The sequence below is a fragment of the Niallia sp. FSL W8-0177 genome, from assembly GCF_038006285.1.
Taxonomy (GTDB): domain Bacteria; phylum Bacillota; class Bacilli; order Bacillales; family Cytobacillaceae; genus Niallia; species Niallia circulans_A.
In genome coordinates this window covers 1,841,385-1,861,292 of record NZ_JBBOUX010000001.1, presented here as the reverse complement: position 1 = coordinate 1,861,292, position 19,908 = coordinate 1,841,385, and the positions used below count along the sequence as shown (strand labels likewise).

The window sequence follows — 19,908 nt, the reverse complement described above, 5'->3', positions numbered from 1 at the left end:
GTTGAACAATCTATAATTACGAGTATCCACCCGCCATTTCCTTCTGATTTAATGGCTATTGATGATTTAAATAACAAGTTAGTAGAAATGGTATATATTCAATTTAATTTTTTCCAATAAAACAGAAAAATTTTGAAACTTAATTCCTAACTATCCGTATGAATTTATGAATATATAGACAAGAGTATTCGTAAAGGATGGGATTTACATTGGTTAGGAAACAAAAAGCTTCAACATTTCTGGAAAAATATTGGGTATCTTCTATTAGCGTATTTGTATTGTCACAAATATTCTTTTTTACTTCAGAAGCCACAGGATGGATACTTAAATACAGAGATATGGATGGAACAATATTTGGGAGGCTTCTTGACAGTTATATTATCACTGAATGGTTTAATTTCTATGAAACACCACAGTATAATTTACTCACTGTCTTTTTTGTCGTCTTTTTTCTTGTGCCCGGAATAATAAGTGCGATAATAAAGATTTTTACTCGCGGTAAATAATAATACCATTGCGGATTTAAGCTGTAATAATAGATATGTGTGCAAGTGGGGAATAGAATAACGCTGGAGGCCATATTTAAACACTGCTGCTATTAAGCTGCCTGCTTATAGAAAAATGGTAGGATAGCGAAAGATCTATTCAGGCAGTCAATTTATAGTTATTAACAATAGGTACCTAAATTTTATAACGGGAAGTTAGAAGATGAAAATTAAAACAAGAAAGCGTAACAGTTTTTTTAAAGAAGTATTATTTGAGGTAGTAGGGGAAGTAGTCTGGAATATTGTACTGTTTATACCAAGAATGGTATTTCGTTTAATTAGTAGCATTGGGTAAATAGTTAGTTGATGTTTAAGTTTAATTAGTTACAAATTAAAAGACTATAGCAGCTTGTCATCCAGAAACATTGCTTCATTCAAGTTTTGGGGAAGATGTCTGCGATACACTACCGAATAAAGCAGCAGAAACATACTAAGATTAATAGCACAAACCAAGGCCATGGTTTGTGCTATTAATCTTAGTATGTTTGTATTATGTTTAATCAAACGTTTGTTTAAATGAAATATTATATTGCCATCTCCCACAAAGATATGATATAGTTACCTAGGTAATTATTTTTAGATCGGAGAAAGCAATGAACACGACTCATGATTTATTCCATTCTATCCAGCAGCTCGCACGACAATTAACCAAACAATTAAATACAGCACTTGAGCCATTTGATATTTATAGTTCTGAATGGGCAATTTTGTATGTATTAAAAAAGAATGGTCCCCTTACCCAAAAGGAAATCGCCGATTATCTATCCATAGAACCCCCTCCAGTAACACGTACCATAAAGAAGCTCGTGGAGAAAAAATATGTTCTGCAAATAAAGGGAGAAGACAAGAGGACAAATAGAGTTTTTCTAACAGATTTTGCTATACAGCAGTATGCGAAATGGGAAGCAGCTGTTCTGCAAGCAAATCAGGAGTTACTTGAACAATTGCCAATCGAATCTCGAAAGACTTTACAACACATAATTTTTGAATGGACTCATTCATTAACAATCAAGGAGGAAAAGAATTGAATAAAGAACCATTATGGACAAAGGGATTTATCCAAATATGGATAAGTAACTTTTTTTTATTTATGACGTTTTATTTTTTATTAGTTTCATTACCAATTTATGCGATTCGAGAATTGAATGGAAAGCAGTCTACAGCAGGCTTAATTGTTACGGTATTTATTATAACAGCTATTCTCATCCGCCCAGTAGCTGGTAACTTGATGCAGAAGTTTGGCAAAAAAGCTATATTTGTTACTTCATTACTTATTTTCTTAGTGGCAGCGGTTTTTTATTTATTTACTGATTCAATTACTAGTTTGCTCATCGTTCGCGCAATACACGGCATTGGATTTGGTATGGCTACAACTGCAACAGGAACGATTGTTGCAGATATTTTGCCAAGTTCTAGAAGAGGAGAGGGCATGGGGTATTATTCGATGAGTATGAATTTAGCAATGGTAGTCGGTCCATTTATCGGACTGCAAGCAATTAACTCATGGGGAACTTCTACCTTGTTTACATTGGCGCTAATTTTTGCTTTCTTTGCGATTCTAACAGGTGGATTTATGAAACTAGAGTCAGATATAGAGACAGAGAGAGTAGACAAAGAAGCAGAGGCGAAAAAAGGATTTCAATTTGATCGAATTATAGAGAGTACGGCAGTAAAAATTAGTATCGTAGCAGCGATATTTGGGATTGTTTATTCATCGATTCTTTCATTTGTTTCGGTTTACGCTGAAAACAAAGGATTTATAAGTGTTTCAGGATATTTCTTTGTGGTTTACGCTATCTTTATGTTAATAGCAAGACCTTTTGCTGGTAAGTGGTTTGACCGCTATGGTGCAAATAAAATTGTTTATCCGTGTATCATCTTATTTTCCATTGGGATGATTATCCTGGGGACTGCACAAACAGAATGGATGTTCTTACTTTCTGCTGCATTAATCGGCTTAGGATATGGATCAATGTTTCCATGTCTACAAACCATTGCGATTCAGAAAGCAGCGCCACATCGAAGAGGGCTTGCAACAGCTACATTTTTATCCATATTTGATATAGGAATAGGGTTCGGCTCCTATATTGTAGGAATTATTGGTGATGCTATTGGGTTGAATTCATTCTATTCATTAAGCAGCATTTATATTTTAATCGGCATTGCTGTTTATTACTATTTGCATGGTAAAACGATTAGAAATGAAACGACAGTAGCTAAGGAAGAACAATTAAATACAAATGCTTAAAAAAAGACTCTCCTTTTAGAAATGGAATTTTTCTAAAAAGGAGAGCCTTTTTATTATTTTGCCTTTGTGACCACTTTTTTAACAGGTTTGCTGACATTACCAGATGTATCTTTTGCCGTAATAGTTAAAGAGGTTTTTTCTTTTTGCTTTTTAATTTTGATAGAAAAAGCTCCTTTTTTATTTGTTTTTCCTTCTGCTAATACTTTGTTGTTTCTTTTAATGATAATGGTCGCATTTTTTTCAGAAGTTCCTGTCACTTTTGTTGTTTTCGTCGTGATCGTATTTACTTTTGGCTTAACAGGAGCTATTTTATCTACTACTGTAATAGTCTTCGCTTTACTTATATTTTTTGCCTTATCTGTAGCTGTAACACTGATTTTCGTATTTTCTTTTTGCTTTTTAATTTTAATCGTATACTTTCCTTTTTTATCAGCAACTGCAGAACCGAGCTTCTTTTTGCCTGCTTTGGCAGTAACAGTAGAATTAGCTTCCGCTTTACCAGTGATTTTATCTGATTTATTACTGATTGTTCCCGTTATCGTTGGGATGGGAGGTGGAGTGTTATCCACAACTTTTACGGTTGCTGGTTTACTTGTATTTTTTGCACCATCTGCAGCTGTTACAGATACAATTGTATTAGCTTTCTGTTTTTTGATTTTAATGGCGAATTTCCCATTTTTATCTGCATTTCCTTTACCAATCAATTTCCCCTTAACCTTTGCATTAATATAAGCAAAAGGTTCACTTGTACCTTTCATCAAACTATCATTATCGCCAAGTTTTTGAATCGTTGGTAAATTTGGAGCTTTCGTGTCTCTTTGAACAGTCGTTCTGAGGGAAGTACTTGCATTTCCATTTTTGCTTGAAAGTTGGATATACATAAGCTTATCCGGTTTTTGTAAAGGTATTTCTACTGTAAACTTGCCATTTTTGTCTGCTGACGAAGAATAGGTTTTACTGCCAAGTTTTACACTTACTTTGCTTCCTTGTTCAGCTGTCCCGGTAAGTAATCGAGTACTATTATAAACAGGATTAATTTTTGCGTTTAATTTTAGAGCACTAAAAGCAAAAAATGCGTTTAATCGCCCCCAGCCAGATACTTTATCAAAACCGATGGGATTACTACTAGCAGGTAAATCTTCTGGATATTCTTCCGAAAATTCATTTTCAGGATTGTCATTTTCCTTAAAAACAATAGATGTTGTTGTTTCAATTAAATATTTTTCTACTTCTTTAGGCTTCAGCTTTCCATTTAAAGAAAGCAATAATCCAGCTACAGCAGATACATGTGGAGTAGCCATTGAAGTACCACTGTATAACACGAGATTTCCATTGGGAACCAGACTTGGAATGTTGGAACCTGGTGCAACAAGCTTAAGCTCTTTTCCATAACTTGAATAATCAGCAACGATATCTAAATCGTTGGAAGCCCCAACAGCCGTTACATATTTGGAAGAGCCCGGATAATCAAGGCCTTCATAACCATTATTTCCGCTTGCGGCAATAATAGTGACATTTTTGCTGTTGGCATATTGCAGCATGGACTCAATTACTCTACTATAACCACCACCCAAACTCATGTTGATAACTTTTGCACCATGATCTACTGCATATTTAATTCCTTTTGCAATTTGTTCCGTGTCACCAGAGCCAGATGCATCTAATATTTTGACTGGCATAATTTTTGCGTTTGTATGGATGCCAGACATTGAATAGCCATTATTTATGCCCGCTGCAATAATGCCACTTACATGTGTGCCATGATTATTGTCATCATATACATTGTCTGATTCGTTAATAAAATTATAACCCGCTGTGATTTTATTTTTTAAATCGGCTAATGAAGCATCCACACCAGTATCTAAGACAGCAATTTTCATTTGTTTAACATCAGTAGATTGTTGAAGCTGATAAAGCTTTTCAAATTGAATATCAGCACCATTTTTCCCATTTGTTTGGGCAGTGTTTTTTAATGACCATTGGTAAGGTGCAGAAACATCACTTGGCAAGGATAGTAAGGTATACTGCTGTACAGGCTCTATATATTCTACTTCTTTTGCTTTTTGAATCTTGTTAATAAGAGTATTAGCACTTTTCGTTGTGTATTTTCCTTCCTTTAATTCAAGGGTAAACATGCCGTCAGCAATTTTTTCGCTTCCTTCTAAACCTTTAATCGTTTGAGCAGAAGCCTTACCCAAGCTGTTTTTTAAAGAAGAAACTGTTTTACCAGCTTTCATTTTTACAATATATTTATTATTTATCTCTTTGTTCGTAATACTTGAACTGGAAGCTCCTAATAAAGTAAAAATGTCATCAAGCGTTTTTCCTTCAATATTAGATAATTCTACTTTGTTAGCGAGGGTTGAAATCTTAGTTTGTAAAGCGGTAGGAGAAGCTTCTAAGGCGATTTCATACAAATTATTTATTGCTTTTGCTTCGTTTTTCCCTATCTTATAGGTGCTACTTGTACCATTATCAAGCAGATTAGCGAAAATCGGTTTTAATGTATTTAAATTTGTTAATACATCTTGTCTTAGCTGCTTATTAAATATCATTTTCGCTGATAAAAATGGAGATACTTGATAGTATAAAGAAGATAGTTTTTTCCCATTTTCGGTTGAAGACAAAATGGTATCTCTAATGGTACGTAATTGTGTAAGGAGTGGTTGATTGTCCTTTGTCTCCTTAGTACTTAATTCAACTGGACATGCTTCTTCTGTTTCAACAGTAGGAGCTTGCTTTGTATCCGTTACTTTTAAGGAAAATTGACTATTCGGTTCAGGTACTTCCTCTTCTTCTATGTATTCCTCGTCATCTGTGTTGGAATAATACTCAACCTTAATATAGTATGGCCCTTCCCAAGCAATCGGGAAGTAAATGACGCCCTTATTATCCATAAAGCTAACGGCGTTATATCGATCGAAGGTGTTGTCTGACATAGCATTATCTTTACTTGAATATACGCTAATATTCATTTCTTCCGTCGAATTCAATTCGACCTCCAGGTGAGTTGCTTTAGTCACGACAGATTTTGGATCAATCTTAAACCATTTAACATATTCATCTGGCTGAAAGCTCGAGGATAACTCTTTTCCGATTGAAAGAGTATCAGCTGAAATTTCTCCTTCTGATGCTAGAATCTCTTTCGATGGCATGGCGCTTAATACTAATGTCACCGTTAATAACAAAGCAAATAAGGTTTTCCATTTACGCTTTTTATACATAATTCTCCTCCTATTAGTAATATATTACAAATCTATTAAAACACCTTTCTACCTCTTTGTCCTCATATTTTTTGTATTTTTAGAAAAAAATGTATGTTATCAATTTCATTTAATAATATAGAAAGCAGATCGACATTTTCGTTTTATGAAAATAAAAACCAATTTACTTTGGAATATGATAGAATAGTCTAGTAAATATTGTAAAGAAGGAGTTCCAAATCACATGAACGAGCCATTATTTTTTAAACCAGTATTTAAAGAAAGAATTTGGGGCGGTACAGCACTACGTAGCTTTGGGTATGATATTCCCAGTGAAGTAACAGGAGAGTGCTGGGCGTTTTCAGCACATCCTCATGGTCAAAGTATGGTGAAGAACGGATCATTAGCGGGTAAAAACTTAGAAGAGTTATGGGAGAATCATCGTGAGCTTTTTGGAAATATGGAAGGTGACCGTTTTCCTTTATTAACAAAAATATTAGATGCTAATCAAGATTTATCTGTGCAAGTGCATCCAAATGATGACTATGCAAAAGTTCATGAAAATGGAGAACTTGGTAAAACGGAATGTTGGTATATTATTGACTGTCAGGATGGAGCAGAAATCATTTTTGGGCATCACGCGAACACAAAAGATGAATTAACAACGATGATAGCGGAAAATAAATGGGATGAATTACTAAACAAGGTACCAGTGAAAAAAGGTGATTTCTTCTTTGTACCTAGCGGAACGATTCACGCTATTGGTGAAGGGATTATCATCCTTGAAACGCAACAAAATTCGGATACCACATATCGCGTATATGACTATGATCGTACAGATAGCGAAGGCAATAAGCGAGAGCTGCATATTGAACAGTCAATTAACGTTACAACTGTTCCACATCAATTAGCGGCAACTACTCCACTTGTTAAACAACAAGGAAACATGGAGATTACTAAATTTGTTACATGTGATTATTTTACAGTAGAAAAATGGGTGTTGGACGGACAGTCTACTAGAGAACAAGACCAAGCTTTTTTACTATGTAGCGTAATTGAAGGAGATGGATCTCTGCAAAAGGATGGCAAAGAATTCACTTTCCAAAAAGGGGATCATTTCATACTGCCATATAAATTTGGTGAATTTGAATTGGCTGGGAAAGCAGAGCTGATTGTTTCCTATATCTAAAGCGAATTTGCAAAAATAAAAAAAGAGTGTCATTTGGATACTGATCTCCAAAAGTTAGAATAACAATACTAACTTTTATCGGTAACTACCTATGCACTCTTTTTTTATTTAGTTTGGGATGATTATTGAGTAGTGCTGTATTATCCTTTTAATTGATAATTTTTTCATCCTATCCTAACGGAATGGTCGGAAATCCTTCTACTTTCTCATTACAATAGAAGAGTCTCTGCTAGTATAGCTCTAATGCTTATAAGAAGCTGTTAAGATTTTTACATATCTATTCGAATAGGTTTTCTTTTTTCATATTTGTAATATGCTGTAAAACCTGCTTTCTTTGCTAGATTAAGAGCTTGCATGAAACCGGCGCCAACATCGTCTTTTCTATGGGAATCAGAACCAATTGTAAGTATTTCGCCACCTAACTTTTTATATAATGCCAAAACTTCTATAGAAGGTAATGATTCATTTAAGCTTGTTCGCCAGCCAGAAGTATTAATTTCTAAACCAATGTTTCTTTTGATTGCTGTTGTTAAGATAGTAGTGATAATCTCCTGATAGTCAGGGAAGTGATAGATACCTCGTATGGGATGGGCATAGCGCTTCATTAAATCAAAATGAGCGAGGACATCAATATCTGCGTATGTAACTAATTCAAGAACCTCTTTAAAATAAGTAAGATAAATATCCTCATCAGGGTGAGTATTCATATATTTACGAAGTGTAAGCCCATGTAAATTGTGAACAGAACCAAGGATATAATCAAAAGGAATCGGTGCTAACACTGCTTTATATTGTTCACGTAATAAATGGGGTTCACATAGTTCAATTCCTAATTTAATTATTAATTGATCCTGATAACGAATTCTACATTTGTTAATGTCTTCTAGATATGTTGGCCAAATCATATGACCGTAAGTAGGAGCATTCGGATTGACAGAAAAGTGTTCGGTAAAACAAATTTCGTTTACCCCTTTACTTATGGCATTTTCACAAATATCCATCATTATTGCCTTAGAATCAAATGAATGGTTGGAATGATGATGATAATCAATATAATACATAAGAATCTCCTTTAATGACGCGCTTTAATTAATGAAATATTGCTTGTTTATTCTACCATATTTTAATAACAAACTTGAAGTTGGAAAGAGGTTCTATTATTTTATGAGGAAAAAGATTTCAGAAAATTCTTCTTTTAAACTTACTAAACAGGTAGGAATAATGTATAATAGATATATGAAGTATTTAGGAGGAAGAAATAATGACCGAGGTAAGAACAATCAACTGGAAAGACGATACTATTGTTTTGTCTGTTGATTATCCAAAGAAAATACAGAGTGAATATAAAGTAGTGATAATGTGTCATGGGTTAATTGGCAGTAGAATTGGCGTTGATCGCTTGTTTGTAAAGGCAAGTAATGTACTGACTGAATTGGGTTATTTAGTGATTCGTTTTGATTATAGGGGATGTGGTGAATCAAGTGGTGAGTATGGCAGCACGCAATTGTCTGATTTAATAGAACAGACAGAAGCAATTATTCAATTTGCTTATGATGGATTCTCGATAACGGAACTTATTTTACTTGGTCATAGTCTGGGAGGAGCTGTCGCGGTATTGACAGCTATCAAAGATTCACGGGTCAGCCGGTTAATTCAGTGGGCTGCTGTCGGAGATCCAGCGGTTGATATTAAACGAATATTTGGTAAAGCTAGATTATCTGAATTAGCAGAGAGGGAAGTTGTTGATTTTTATGGTTATTCTTTTTTTCAAACTTATTTTGATTCTTTAACAGATTATCAACCATTAACTAGCTGTCATAAATTTTCAGGAGATGTGCTTCTAGTGCACGGTACAGCTGATGAGGATATTCCTTATCACTATTTGAATAAATATAAAAATGAATATTTAACTAGAAATACAGGAACAGTTGATTCCATACTTATTGAAGATGGTGTACATACATTCTCATCTGGAAGGCAATTTTTGAAGCTGATTAATGGAACGGTTGACTGGTTAGAAAGGAAATAATTAAAAACGCAAATGGATGAAATAGATATCCGTTTGCGTTTTTTTAAGTAAAAATAATTATTTTGCTTATTATAATGGAAATTTATAAGTAAATAACTTAAAATGTAAATAGATGAAATGAATTTGAGGGGATAATATGGCACAAGAGCAAAGATTAGTGGAGATTATACAGCACTTAAATGAGCATGAAAAAATAACGGTGGAAGAAATTTGTTCTCTCTTTCATGTTTCCAGAGATACAGCTAGAAGGGATTTAGTAAAACTAGAAGAGGAACAAGCAATTATTCGAACAAGGGGTGGTGCGCTTTTACCAAAAACTCATCGCAAAGTAGATAATTATCATAATCGATTGAAAGCTGTCTCAGAAGAAAAGAAAGCAATTGGAAAATTAGCTGCATCCTTTGTTCGTGAGAATGATCATATAATTTTAGATGCTTCTACCACTGTACAGGCAATCGGAAGTTTTATTAATCAAGAATGTACAGTGATAACAAATTCTATTAATTTGGCAGATATTTTATCAGATAAACAATTGCCGAAAATCCACTTATTAGGTGGAGTAATGCAAAAAGAACATCGCTATTTATATGGGAATTCTGTTATTCAACGATTGGATAAATATTATGTAGATAAAGTGTTTATTGGTATTGTCGGTATATCTGAAAAGGGACTAACAATTGTTGACGAAGAAGACGGCGATGTTAAAAAGAAGATGATGCAGCAAGCAAAGCAGGTTATTGTAGTTGCCGATAATAGCAAGATTGGCATCACTGACTTTTACCAATTCGCGAATCTTTCCGATATTGATCTCTTTATCACTGATAAAGAACCGGAAGAATGGTTTATTCAATTATTAAAGGAAAATGGTGTGGAATTATTAGTGGCAGACAGGAAGGATGGAGAAGGATGATTACATGTATTGTAACCGATTTAGATGGAACTCTTTTAAATCATGAAAGTAAGATTAGTCCAGAAAATGCAGCCAGTTTGAAAAGTGCACAAGAAAAAGGAATAGAAGTAATTGTAGCAACAGGGCGAAACTATCCAGATGTTATGGAGATTTTCAAAGAAACCGGACTAAAAACATGGGTTATTGGCGCAAATGGTGCGACTATCCATGATCCAGAAGGAAAACTATTTGATCATCTTCCGATGGATAAGACAAAAGCAATGAATCTATTGCAATGGTTAGATGAGAGAGATTACTATTATGAAGTTTTTAGCAACGATTATCTATACTCGCCACAGCGTGGTAGACAATTAATTGCCATTGAACTAGATCGTTTATGTACGGCAAATCCTCAAATTAGCAGAGAAGAGCTTGAAAAACATGCGACTATTCAATTTGCACAAACAGGATTTTCTTATATTGATAGCTATAAAGAAATAGAAAATCCAGCAATTGATGTCTATAATATTTTGGCATTTTCCTTTGATAAGGAGAAGCTAGACACTGGATGGAAAACGTTCGAAGATGATTCCAGCATCACCATTGTGACATCTGGTACCTATAATTTTGAATTTGAACATAAGGATGCCTCCAAAGGAAATGCACTGGCAAAATTAGCAAATCACTTAGGAATTCACTTAAAGGATGTGTTAGCAATGGGTGACAGTATGAATGATCTTTCGATGCTGACAAAGGTCGGATATCCTGTGGCGATGGGAAATGCAAGGCAGGATGTAATAGAAGCTTCACTAGAGGTTGCTGAAACGAATGACCAGGATGGAGTCGCAAATACGATTAAACGATTAGTATTGTCTTCGATAACCGTATAATATAGGAACCCTGCATGGATATAAGACTTAGAATCAAATATAAACCTAAACAATTATACGGATAGGCCATTAGAATTTCGTATGATCGTTTAGGTTTTTTTATTATTTGGATAAATAAAGGTTGTGGCCATTCTTTGATCACCAACTTGTTTGAAAATTAGTTCGATAAATTACTGCTTTAATTACAGTTGATCCATTATGTGGAAGACGCCTATTTTGTAGTTGTTTGATACTATTTTTTTTAAGGAGAATGAGATATAATAAGTAGGTAGTAAAAAAATAGTATCTAGTACTAATAGCAGATGATATTATTTTTGATAGCGGTTTTTAACAGCGGAATATTTGTATTTGGCCATTTTAAAAATCTTACATATAGTATAGCTACACATAAATAATAAGTAATTTTCACATAAAGGAGAAAGAAAAAATGTATGCATTTACGAGCAGATTTGCAAATGTTGTCTTAAAAATTTTCGGCAGAACAAAGGTAATCAATAAAGATAAATTACCGCAAGATACTGGTTATGTGGTTGCATGTTCTCATATTGGATGGGTGGATGTGGTTGCGCTTGGTACTTCTTTATTACCAAATGAAATTCACTTTATGGCTAAGAAAGAGTTATTTAATAAACCAAATGCAGCGAAATTTTTGCATAGTATTAATGCTTTTCCAGTGGATCGAGAAAATCCAGGCCCAAGCAGTATTAAAACGCCAGTAAAACTTTTAAAGGAAAAAAAGATAGTAGGAATTTTTCCTAGTGGAACAAGAACTTCTGAGGATGTGCCATTAAAAAAGGGAGCTGCTACGATTGCAAACTTGGCGAGAGTACCTATCGTTCCAGCAGCTTATAGTGGTCCTACGGATTTAAAGGGGCTGTTAAGGGGAAGGAAAATCCGTGTTATATTTGGTGATCCAATTTTTTTGAAAAATGAAGATGGTACGAAAAAAGATCCAGCTGATATTACAAGAGAATTAAGCGATGTAATGGCACAATTACAAAATGAATTAGATAAAAGAGGCGGTAAGCAATGATGAATCTACAGAAAGTGAAGGATATACTAAGTCGGTATCCTCTGCCTCTAGTAGATGAAATATTAGAGTTAAAAGAAGGCAAAATGGCAGTTGGAGTAAAGCAGATTAACAAGGAAGACACATTTGCGACGGGGCAAAACCCCAATAATCCGATTATGCCAGGCGTCCTTATAATTGAAGCGATTGCGCAAGTTACAGCAGTAGCTATTCATAGCGAAGAAAAACATAGGAATAAATTCGCCTTATTAGCAGGCATTAATCATTCCAAAATTCGAAAGCCAGTTTTTCCTGGAGATGAACTTTGTATGGAAGTAATGGTTGAAAAGGTGAAAAATAGCTTTGCTAAAGCAAGTGGGAAAGCAACAGTAGCTGGTGAATTGATTTGTGAAGCAGAGTTTCTTTTTTCCTTTCAATAAGCAAAGTAGTTACTTGGTCACTTTCTAGAAAAGGACAATCTTTCTAGAAGGTGATCTTTATTTTTATGGAAGACTGGATAGCTAAAAATAGCAGCTTCCTATAGTCTTTATAATAAATTTTACGCAATCAACATAATAAAAAAATTTCTCAATCATCTTTAAAATAATTACATTTCCCTATCAAATATTTCATAGATTACAAGACTATTTTCTAGTAAATAGACATATATCTATAAGGAGAAAGGGGATGTACCTATATGCAAACCTCCAAAACACGTACATTAATCCAATATTTGAATACAACAATATTAGGAATCATCCTAATGTTTATCCTTATTGCGGGAATCACGACCTCTATTTTTTCCTTTAAATTAACTTCTGATAATGTTGCCAATATTTTAAAATCAGTAAATACAACGGAAATTTATACAGAAATATTTCATAGTGAAAATCATCTTTTTCCAAAATCAGATGGAAAGGGACTTTCAATCGGAAATATTCTTTTTCAAATTGCCACTAATATTCGTTTAGATGACACACGCACTCTTTTAGGAAGAGAACTACCTGCTCTGACTTTTTTTCATACTGAAATAGTTGTCGCAGAAGAAGGGACAAGTCTTGCTAATCTACCATTTGAGTCAACTCCTTCTAAGGAGCTTATGAAGAACCCTAAAGAAGTAGATGAAGAAAAAGTGGAGAAGGAAGATAAGCCTTCAGAGAATAAAGCTCCAGTAACTACTCCTAAAAATAAAACAGTATTGGTTTACAATACTCATAATCTAGAAGCATATCTACCACTTTTAAAGAATGCAAATGAAAATGAAGCAGTCAGCTCAGATGAACGGGCCAATGTAGTTGGGCTAAGTAATAAATTAAGTAGTATATTGCAAGATGAAGGAATTGGCGTGCAATTAGATAAAACAAATATTAACCAAAAGCTTCTTGATAGAGGCTGGAATTTCTTCTCATCTTATGCCGTTTCTAAAGAGGTGGTGGAGACAGCAGTTAGCGAAAATAAACATTTAAACTATTTAATTGATATACACCGAGATTCAGCAAGGAAAAAAACTACTAGTGCTACGATTGATGGTAAAAGCTATGCCAAATTACTATTTATTATAGGCAATGCGAATAAAGGCTATGAAAAAAATCAAGAATTTGCCAAAAAGCTTCATGCAGAACTGCAAAAAAAATACCCTGGAATATCGAGAGGCGTATTCTTGAAGGGAAAAGAAGAAGGAAACGGAGTATACAATCAGAACTTTTCTGATCGTGCTATTCTACTTGAAGTAGGTGGGATAGACAATACGCAAGGAGAACTGAATCGCAGCATTGAAGCATTTGCTGACGTATTCTCAAAGGTGTATTGGGAAGAAAATGATGCGACACAGCAATAACGAAGAAAAAGCTGGACCAACTTTTATATTGGAGGTCCAGCTTTTTTCTATTTATCTATTGATTTTATTTTGCAAATATTGTTTATACCTTCTAAGGGCAGCTTCACTTGTTAAATGAAATTGATGCATTACCTTCTCATCGCTTACGCCTAATGCTAGTTCTTTTAATATAGCAGCATTGCGAAAATTGACTGCAGAAATTTTACGCAAACCTGCTCTTTTTACTTCATCTTTAATCATTTCTTGAATAGCGCGGACAGACAGAGCTTTTGGTTTTTGTCGATCATAATCATATTGAAAAGAATAAGAAATATTGTTAAAAGCAACAAAGACGGGATCATTAGAATAATATTTTGGCCGCAAGACTTCCGGAATGGAAAAGTAGTATGCTCGTAATTTTGTCAGAATATCATTTGGAATGGTGAGAAGGAACCCAGATTCTTCTCTATGAAGAGTTAGTTCTCCTTGTGCAAAGTTCACATCTTTCATTTTAATACTGTGTATATCGAGAGGTGTCAGGCCAAAGGTTTTTAATAAAGTCACAATTGTCCAATTTCTTGCCAGCAGATAGTTTCGAGCCGATTTTTTAGTTCCTTCAAAATCCTTTGTCAGCAGGTTTTGCAATAATTTATTAGATTCTTCACTTGTAATAAAATCTTTTGTAGTTAGGGAACGCAATGGGGCAGCTTCAGCTAGTTTATGAATTTCATGGGCGCAAACACATTGGTGGTACATCAATAGTCGGCTAAGGACAGATGCAAGTCGGCGTATAGTTGCTTGTGACAGTTGCTTTTCCTTTAAATAATGAAAGTAAGCGCGAATATCATCAGCACCTAATGCCTTTATTGTTTCAAATTTAGTATTTTCCTTGTATGTAGAGAGCCAGCTGAAAAATTTCTTTAAATCAGATTCATATTGTTTTAATGTAAGTTTGCTTCGTCCAGATTGATTTAAGTTCTCCATATAATCAAGTGCATAATCAGGCAAGGTAATCATCATATATGTTCCATCCTTCTTATGAATTTTTTTCAAACTATCCGAAATGCAATAACCTCTCTTCTTATTTTGACATAGGTTAAAGAAGGAGAGAGAAAGGGGATTTTAAATTGATTAGAATTAAAGTTGGTGAGTCTGTCTACCAATATCATACTAAATTAGAGCAATATTTTTCAAAAATTAAGCATAATATCATTGGCAATAATTTAACCTTTTCTACACCTTATGGAACGCAACAGCTGCTATATGCGGATTGGACGGCAAGTGGCAGATTATATAAGACTATTGAAGAGAAGATCATCCATAAATTAGGACCGTATGTTGCTAATACACATACAGAGTCAAATATTACGGGTACTTATATGACTAAGGCATATAAGGAAGCAAAGCGAATCATCAAAAAACATGTTCATGCAGACGAAAATGACATTATTTTATTCGATGGATTTGGTATGACAGGGGTTGTTAATAAATTACAAAGAATAATAGGTTTAAAGAATGGCTGTGCCTGTGCGAAAAAAGAGAAAATCGCTGTAATATTTGTCACTCATATGGAACATCATTCTAATTATTTATCATGGTTGGAAACAAATGCAGATGTCATAATGATTAAGCCAAATGACAGTGGGGATGTCAGCATGGAACATTTAAAATCTCTGCTAGAGCAATATAAGGACATCCCATTAAAAATAGGGGCATTTACAGCATGCTCCAATGTTACTGGAAGGAAAACAAATTACCACGAGCTGGCAAAAATAATGCATAAGTATAAAGGCTATTGCTTTGTTGACTTTGCTGCATCAGCTCCTTATGTAGAAATGAATATGCATCCTGATGATAAAGAGGAACGATTAGATGCTATTTATTTTTCACCTCATAAATTTCTAGGTGGACCGGGAACGAGCGGAGTGCTAGTGATGTCAAAGAAGCTTATTTTTTCCAGTATACCGGATCAGCCAGGAGGGGGAACCGTTGATTTTACGAATGAGTGGGGAGATATCCTTTACAAAAAAGAGGAGGAAGAACGAGAAGATGGGGGAACACCAGGATTTTTACAAGCGATTAAAATAGCATTATGTATACAACTAAAAGAAGAAATGGGAATAGAAAGAATAGCAGCTAGAGAGAAGGAATTAATTCAATTAGCTATGACAGAACTGAAGAAAATCAATAGAGTTCGAATACTAGAAAGCGAAAATGAAGATAGGTTAGGGATTATCTCGATTATTTGTGAAGATATTCATTATGATTTAGTTGTACTATTATTGAATGATCGCTTTGGTATACAAGTAAGGGGTGGCTGTTCGTGTGCTGGTCCATACGGACATTATTTACTACCAATTACAAAGGCATATTCAAAAGAAATAAGCAAAGAAATACAAGAAGGAAATTTCTCGCATAAACCAGGGTGGGTGCGAATATCCTTACATCCTACTATGAGTAACGCAGAAGTATATTATATAGTGGATGCTATTAAAAAGATTCTAAATTATCAAGATGAATGGAAAAAGGACTATGTAACAAAGCCGTTCTCTTGTGAATATCATTCAATAAGAAGAGATAAATTACAGATGAAGGATTTGTTTACGATATAAGTGACAGCAACGAACGACATACATTTACTTCACTCCCTTAATAAGGGAGTTTTTAGTAAGGGGATAAATAGTTTGAAAATTTCACAAAAAGAGTTTGACTACCAATATTTTCTTTTATATAATATGATTGATTAATCAATCATTTAAGAAATGAGGAATTCAAATGGCTAAACCAAGATCTGAACAAAAAAAAGAAGATATTTACCAAGCTGCTTTAAAGTTGTTTTCACATAACGGTTTTAGTAAAACAACCATTAAGGATATTGCTGCAGAAGCAGGTGTTAGTTTTGGAACGGTATTTACTTATTATGAAAATAAAGAAACTTTGTTTACAGAATGTGTAAATAGACCTCTCCAATTATTTAAGGAGATAATAAATGAAACCAAAAATGAACTTACTGATTTAACTGAAGAAAAACTTAAATATATCATTCGAAAACATCTGAATTTATTCATGGAGTCCGAAAAAGAACTTCGTATTGTGCAATATGTGATTGGGCAGCCAGATAGATTCGCTGAAATTCATGCATTAGATGAATTTGTTGAACTATTTTTAGTTTATATTCAAGAAATTGTTCATATAGGAATGGAAAAAGGCTTCTTGCCAAAAAGTAACTCCAAAGAGGTGGGGTATGGATATCTGGCTTTCCTAATGGGAGCTCGGTTAACCTATTCAGATCATGCGCATGCTATGTTTACAAGCACATTTACAAATCAAGCTTACCGTTTATTTGGTATGGAAGGGGAATATGCAGATGAAAACATTTAGCCAATTACATATTTCCCTTCGTATCCGCATGTATTTACAGTTTGTTACTTCTTTAACATCAAGTGCAATCATCCCTTATATATCTGTTTATTTTAGCTCACTAATCGGAACAACGGTAACAGGAGTAATTGTCATCATAGTCATTCTCTCTGGTATAGTTGGCGCATTAATCGGCGGCTACTTGGCAGATAGAATCGGGAGAAGAAAAATGATGATAATAGCAGAAGCGGGCATAGGAATAACCTATCTTTTTATTGCAGTCTTTAATTCACCACGGATTAATCTACCATATATAAGCGCAGGTTTATTTATGATTAATTTATTTTTTAATGGCATGTTTTTCCCTGCATCTACAGCAATGATTCATGATTTAGTATTGGCAGAGCAACGGAAATTTGTTTTTACAGCGATGTATTGGCTAGCAAATTTAGCAACCGCACTTGGTACTATCACAGGAGCATTTTTCTTTATTGACTATCATTTCTATTTCTTCCTATCAGTTGGTATTGTGTCACTTGGATCAAGCTTAGTTACCTATTTATTTATTAAAGAATCTCTTATGAAAAATAAATTTTTAAGGAGCGACAATAAATCTAAATTTACTATTTGGTCTAATTATCTTCATGTCTGGAAAGACCGGACTTTTATGATTTACTTACTTTCCTGCTTCCTTATCTTCTCTCTTGAGAGCCACTTAACAAATTATATTGCCATTCACTTAAGAGATACAATGCAAGATACTAACCTTTTTGGAATCCTTCCTGTAAATGGTATCAATATGGTGGGGATTCTTCATGCGGAAAATACTATACTGGTAGTTTTTTGTGTAGGTATTGTTACATGGATGATGAAAAAAATATCGGACAATAAGCAATATTTTATAGGAATGTGTTTATTTGTGGTTAGTTATTGTATCCTAACCTATATCTCGTCACCATTATGGCTTATTATGATGATGCTGTTTATTTCAATAGGCGAATTGATGTATGTTCCGATTAATCAAAGCATCCTTGCAGATTTAGTGAATGAAAATTACCGCAGCTCTTATTTAGCTCTGAATGGATTGATTGGTCAAGGACAGATGATAGTAGCTGGCTTAGCAATTACGATAAGCACTCAAATTTCTGCCTTAACCATGTCTTTAGGATTATTCTCATTTGGGATATTAGGTTTGTTATTAATGGGTTATGTTGTTAAAAAGGAAACAAATTCTAAAAAACAAATGAACATAACCCAAACAGTTTAAAAATCTCATTATTGATGCTATAAACATTAACGTCTGAATTTTATTTATTTAAAGAAAACGCCTATTTATAATAAGAATCTATGTTATAATGAATGTAATTTGATAAAAAGCAAACCACAAGGGGAGCGTAATGCTGAGAGTGATCAATCGATCTGACCCTTCGAACCTGTTAGTTAATTCTAACGTAGGAATGTGGGAAGAGTTTATATAGTATAGCTATATTATTCATTTCGCGCGTTAGTTCTCCTTTTGGTCTGCAAAAAAAGGAGATTTTTTTATGAGAAATATGAAATTAGTTGTCATGATAGAAGTGGCAATCATGGCGGCCGTTGCACTTATCCTTGATTTATTACCTTCTATTCCAATATTTAATACTTCGATTTCTTTTGCCATGGTACCTATTTTTATCGTCGCATTTCGCTGGGGCTTTAAAGCTAGTGCAAGTGCAGGATTTTTATGGGGACTACTGCAAATAGTTTTTGATTTACAAGCTTTAACATTCTGGCAAGTAATTTTAGAATATTTAGTTGCATTTGCTTGTATTGGCTTTGCTGGATTATTTGCTTCCTCTATTCAAAAAGCGTTAAAAACGGAACAAAAAGGAATAGCGACTGGCTTAATAATATTAGCAGTGGTAGTTGGTGGGTTTACTCGCTATATTTGGCATTTCATTGCAGGTGTAACTATTTGGGCGAGCTATGCACCAAAAGGAATGTCACCATTTATCAACTCCTTGATTGTAAACGGCGGTTCCTACGTAGGAGCAACTATTTTATGTTCGATTATTCTAGTTCTTTTATTAGTTTCTGCTCCGCGCATTGTCCTTGATCGACCGGTAAATGGAGCTTCTAAAAATTAAAGAGTACAAAAGAAGGCGTTCCTTGAGGAGCGTCTTTTCTTATCATATGGTACAATATTCCAAAGGGGAAAATCATATTTTTTATAAGAAATGATTGCAATACACCAATAACTACTAAGATATTCAAAAATTAGAAAAGTAGGTGTGCGAAAATGATTAATTTAAAAAATGGGTTAGGTATTCAAATTCGTCCATATAAAGAGGACGATTTCCAATCAATTCATGAATTAAATAAACGAGAACAATGGACTAACTTAGTAGAGAAGAAAGAAGATACTAAGTCTGCCTGGAATCATTCGAATGCAGCCTATGTTGCCACTCTTAATGATCAATTAATAGGCTATATTAGAGGCATTACCGATCGATCGATTACTTTGTTTATTTGTGAGTTACTCATTGCTCCGGACTATAGAGGGATTGGTCTTGGGGAAAAACTCTTATACTATGTACATAGTAAATACCCCTCAACAAGAGTAGAAATGCTGGCTAGCAGTACTTCTAATACTTACTATGAAAGCAAAGGCTTCCGGTCATTTTATGGATTTAGGAAAACGTTCCTTGAGTATAATTAGTAAGGTATTTATGAGCGAATTAAGACGCACTT

At 34.2% G+C, this 19,908-nt stretch carries 19 protein-coding genes and 1 riboswitch; of the genes, 16 read left to right on the top strand and 3 right to left on the bottom strand.

Translation table 11 applies throughout. The features are described from left to right. Positions 1 to 209 precede the first annotated feature (209 nt). From NST77_RS09040 to NST77_RS09025, 4 genes are all read left to right on the top strand, one after another. On the top strand, positions 210 to 506 hold the full coding sequence (locus NST77_RS09040; RefSeq protein ID WP_095328974.1) for a YfzA family protein: 297 nt from the start codon (positions 210 to 212) through the stop codon (positions 504 to 506). A 202-nt stretch (positions 507 to 708) separates the two neighbouring features. Beyond that, positions 709 to 840 (top strand): hypothetical protein, encoded by a 132-nt coding sequence (locus NST77_RS09035; RefSeq protein WP_268926835.1) that lies wholly within the window; start codon positions 709 to 711, stop codon positions 838 to 840. 298 nt (positions 841 to 1,138) lie between these two features. Further along, positions 1,139 to 1,573: a MarR family winged helix-turn-helix transcriptional regulator gene (locus NST77_RS09030; RefSeq protein ID WP_095328896.1), complete on the top strand. Its 435-nt coding sequence runs from the start codon at positions 1,139 to 1,141 to the stop codon at positions 1,571 to 1,573. Beyond that, positions 1,570 to 2,793, top strand: a complete 1,224-nt coding sequence (locus tag NST77_RS09025) for an MFS transporter (protein ID WP_341122921.1) — start codon at positions 1,570 to 1,572, stop codon at positions 2,791 to 2,793. Before NST77_RS09030 ends, NST77_RS09025 begins: the two co-directional genes overlap by 4 nt. Before the next feature lie 53 nt (positions 2,794 to 2,846). On the opposite strand, the gene NST77_RS09020 is transcribed toward NST77_RS09025, so the two are convergent. Then, positions 2,847 to 6,017, bottom strand: a complete 3,171-nt coding sequence (locus tag NST77_RS09020) for a S8 family peptidase (RefSeq protein WP_341122920.1) — start codon at positions 6,015 to 6,017, stop codon at positions 2,847 to 2,849. A 223-nt stretch (positions 6,018 to 6,240) separates the two neighbouring features. Between NST77_RS09020 and manA the strand changes: the two genes are divergently transcribed. Then, complete coding sequence (manA, locus tag NST77_RS09015) at positions 6,241 to 7,185, top strand: mannose-6-phosphate isomerase, class I (protein ID WP_341122919.1); 945 nt, start codon at positions 6,241 to 6,243, stop codon at positions 7,183 to 7,185. Between the two features lie 269 nt (positions 7,186 to 7,454). Here manA and NST77_RS09010 read toward each other — a convergent pair whose 3' ends face one another. Further along, positions 7,455 to 8,246: a histidinol-phosphatase HisJ family protein gene (locus NST77_RS09010; RefSeq protein ID WP_123257723.1), complete on the bottom strand. Its 792-nt coding sequence runs from the start codon at positions 8,244 to 8,246 to the stop codon at positions 7,455 to 7,457. A gap of 200 nt (positions 8,247 to 8,446) precedes the next feature. Between NST77_RS09010 and NST77_RS09005 the strand changes: the two genes are divergently transcribed. The 6 genes from NST77_RS09005 (at position 8,447) to spoIIP (ending at position 13,839) form a co-directional block, all read left to right on the top strand. After that, the gene (locus NST77_RS09005) at positions 8,447 to 9,214 is read left to right on the top strand and encodes an alpha/beta hydrolase family protein (protein ID WP_095328891.1); all 768 of its coding nucleotides are present in this window, start codon (positions 8,447 to 8,449) and stop codon (positions 9,212 to 9,214) included. Positions 9,215 to 9,350: 136 nt separating this feature from the next. Then, positions 9,351 to 10,124 (top strand): DeoR/GlpR family DNA-binding transcription regulator, encoded by a 774-nt coding sequence (locus NST77_RS09000; protein WP_095328886.1) that lies wholly within the window; start codon positions 9,351 to 9,353, stop codon positions 10,122 to 10,124. After that, the gene (locus tag NST77_RS08995; RefSeq protein WP_095328885.1) at positions 10,121 to 10,993 is read left to right on the top strand and encodes an HAD family hydrolase; all 873 of its coding nucleotides are present in this window, start codon (positions 10,121 to 10,123) and stop codon (positions 10,991 to 10,993) included. Before NST77_RS09000 ends, NST77_RS08995 begins: the two co-directional genes overlap by 4 nt. A 427-nt stretch (positions 10,994 to 11,420) precedes the next feature. After that, positions 11,421 to 12,026, top strand: coding sequence for a lysophospholipid acyltransferase family protein (locus NST77_RS08990; RefSeq protein ID WP_095328884.1), 606 nt, complete (start codon positions 11,421 to 11,423; stop codon positions 12,024 to 12,026). Then, entirely contained in the window at positions 12,026 to 12,442 is a 417-nt protein-coding gene (gene fabZ, locus NST77_RS08985; protein WP_095328890.1) for a 3-hydroxyacyl-ACP dehydratase FabZ, read from the top strand. Before NST77_RS08990 ends, fabZ begins: the two co-directional genes overlap by 1 nt. Positions 12,443 to 12,699: 257 nt before the next feature. After that, positions 12,700 to 13,839 (top strand): stage II sporulation protein P, encoded by a 1,140-nt coding sequence (gene spoIIP, locus NST77_RS08980; protein WP_095328883.1) that lies wholly within the window; start codon positions 12,700 to 12,702, stop codon positions 13,837 to 13,839. A 51-nt stretch (positions 13,840 to 13,890) separates the two neighbouring features. Here the strand turns inward: spoIIP and NST77_RS08975 are convergent, their stop codons facing one another. After that, complete coding sequence (locus tag NST77_RS08975) at positions 13,891 to 14,871, bottom strand: site-specific integrase (RefSeq protein WP_164463836.1); 981 nt, start codon at positions 14,869 to 14,871, stop codon at positions 13,891 to 13,893. 74 nt (positions 14,872 to 14,945) lie between these two features. Between NST77_RS08975 and NST77_RS08970 the strand changes: the two genes are divergently transcribed. The 5 genes from NST77_RS08970 to NST77_RS08950 all read left to right on the top strand — a co-directional run bounded on the left by NST77_RS08970 (position 14,946) and on the right by NST77_RS08950 (position 19,876). Further along, positions 14,946 to 16,430, top strand: coding sequence for an aminotransferase class V-fold PLP-dependent enzyme (locus tag NST77_RS08970; RefSeq protein ID WP_163186826.1), 1,485 nt, complete (start codon positions 14,946 to 14,948; stop codon positions 16,428 to 16,430). 163 nt (positions 16,431 to 16,593) lie between these two features. Beyond that, positions 16,594 to 17,199: a TetR/AcrR family transcriptional regulator gene (locus NST77_RS08965; RefSeq protein ID WP_095328880.1), complete on the top strand. Its 606-nt coding sequence runs from the start codon at positions 16,594 to 16,596 to the stop codon at positions 17,197 to 17,199. Continuing rightward, a complete protein-coding gene (locus NST77_RS08960) occupies positions 17,186 to 18,445 on the top strand; it encodes an MFS transporter (protein ID WP_095328879.1) in 1,260 nt (419 codons plus the stop codon). The genes NST77_RS08965 and NST77_RS08960 overlap by 14 nt, the downstream gene beginning before the upstream one ends. A gap of 109 nt (positions 18,446 to 18,554) precedes the next feature. Next, positions 18,555 to 18,653: riboswitch (TPP riboswitch) on the top strand. A 69-nt stretch (positions 18,654 to 18,722) separates the two neighbouring features. Continuing rightward, the gene (thiT, locus tag NST77_RS08955) at positions 18,723 to 19,304 is read left to right on the top strand and encodes an energy-coupled thiamine transporter ThiT (RefSeq protein ID WP_095328878.1); all 582 of its coding nucleotides are present in this window, start codon (positions 18,723 to 18,725) and stop codon (positions 19,302 to 19,304) included. A 152-nt stretch (positions 19,305 to 19,456) separates the two neighbouring features. Continuing rightward, a complete protein-coding gene (locus NST77_RS08950; protein ID WP_095328877.1) occupies positions 19,457 to 19,876 on the top strand; it encodes a GNAT family N-acetyltransferase in 420 nt (139 codons plus the stop codon). Positions 19,877 to 19,908: the final 32 nt, after the last annotated feature.

Bases quoted from the DNA above. Each gene is read 5' to 3' on its own strand.
- NST77_RS08995 (WP_095328885.1), top strand. From the start codon at position 10,121: ATGATTACATGTATTGTAACCGATTTAGATGGAACTCTTTTAAATCAT.
- NST77_RS09030 (WP_095328896.1), top strand. From the start codon at position 1,139: ATGAACACGACTCATGATTTATTCCATTCTATCCAGCAGCTCGCACGA.
- NST77_RS08960 (WP_095328879.1), top strand. From the start codon at position 17,186: ATGAAAACATTTAGCCAATTACATATTTCCCTTCGTATCCGCATGTAT.
- spoIIP (WP_095328883.1), top strand. From the start codon at position 12,700: ATGCAAACCTCCAAAACACGTACATTAATCCAATATTTGAATACAACA.
- NST77_RS09005 (WP_095328891.1), top strand. From the start codon at position 8,447: ATGACCGAGGTAAGAACAATCAACTGGAAAGACGATACTATTGTTTTG.
- manA (WP_341122919.1), top strand. From the start codon at position 6,241: ATGAACGAGCCATTATTTTTTAAACCAGTATTTAAAGAAAGAATTTGG.
- NST77_RS09020 (WP_341122920.1), bottom strand. From the start codon at position 6,017: ATGTATAAAAAGCGTAAATGGAAAACCTTATTTGCTTTGTTATTAACG.
- NST77_RS09035 (WP_268926835.1), top strand. From the start codon at position 709: ATGAAAATTAAAACAAGAAAGCGTAACAGTTTTTTTAAAGAAGTATTA.
- NST77_RS09000 (WP_095328886.1), top strand. From the start codon at position 9,351: ATGGCACAAGAGCAAAGATTAGTGGAGATTATACAGCACTTAAATGAG.
- thiT (WP_095328878.1), top strand. From the start codon at position 18,723: ATGAGAAATATGAAATTAGTTGTCATGATAGAAGTGGCAATCATGGCG.
- NST77_RS08990 (WP_095328884.1), top strand. From the start codon at position 11,421: ATGTATGCATTTACGAGCAGATTTGCAAATGTTGTCTTAAAAATTTTC.
- NST77_RS08965 (WP_095328880.1), top strand. From the start codon at position 16,594: ATGGCTAAACCAAGATCTGAACAAAAAAAAGAAGATATTTACCAAGCT.
- NST77_RS08950 (WP_095328877.1), top strand. From the start codon at position 19,457: ATGATTAATTTAAAAAATGGGTTAGGTATTCAAATTCGTCCATATAAA.
- NST77_RS09010 (WP_123257723.1), bottom strand. From the start codon at position 8,246: ATGTATTATATTGATTATCATCATCATTCCAACCATTCATTTGATTCT.
- fabZ (WP_095328890.1), top strand. From the start codon at position 12,026: ATGAATCTACAGAAAGTGAAGGATATACTAAGTCGGTATCCTCTGCCT.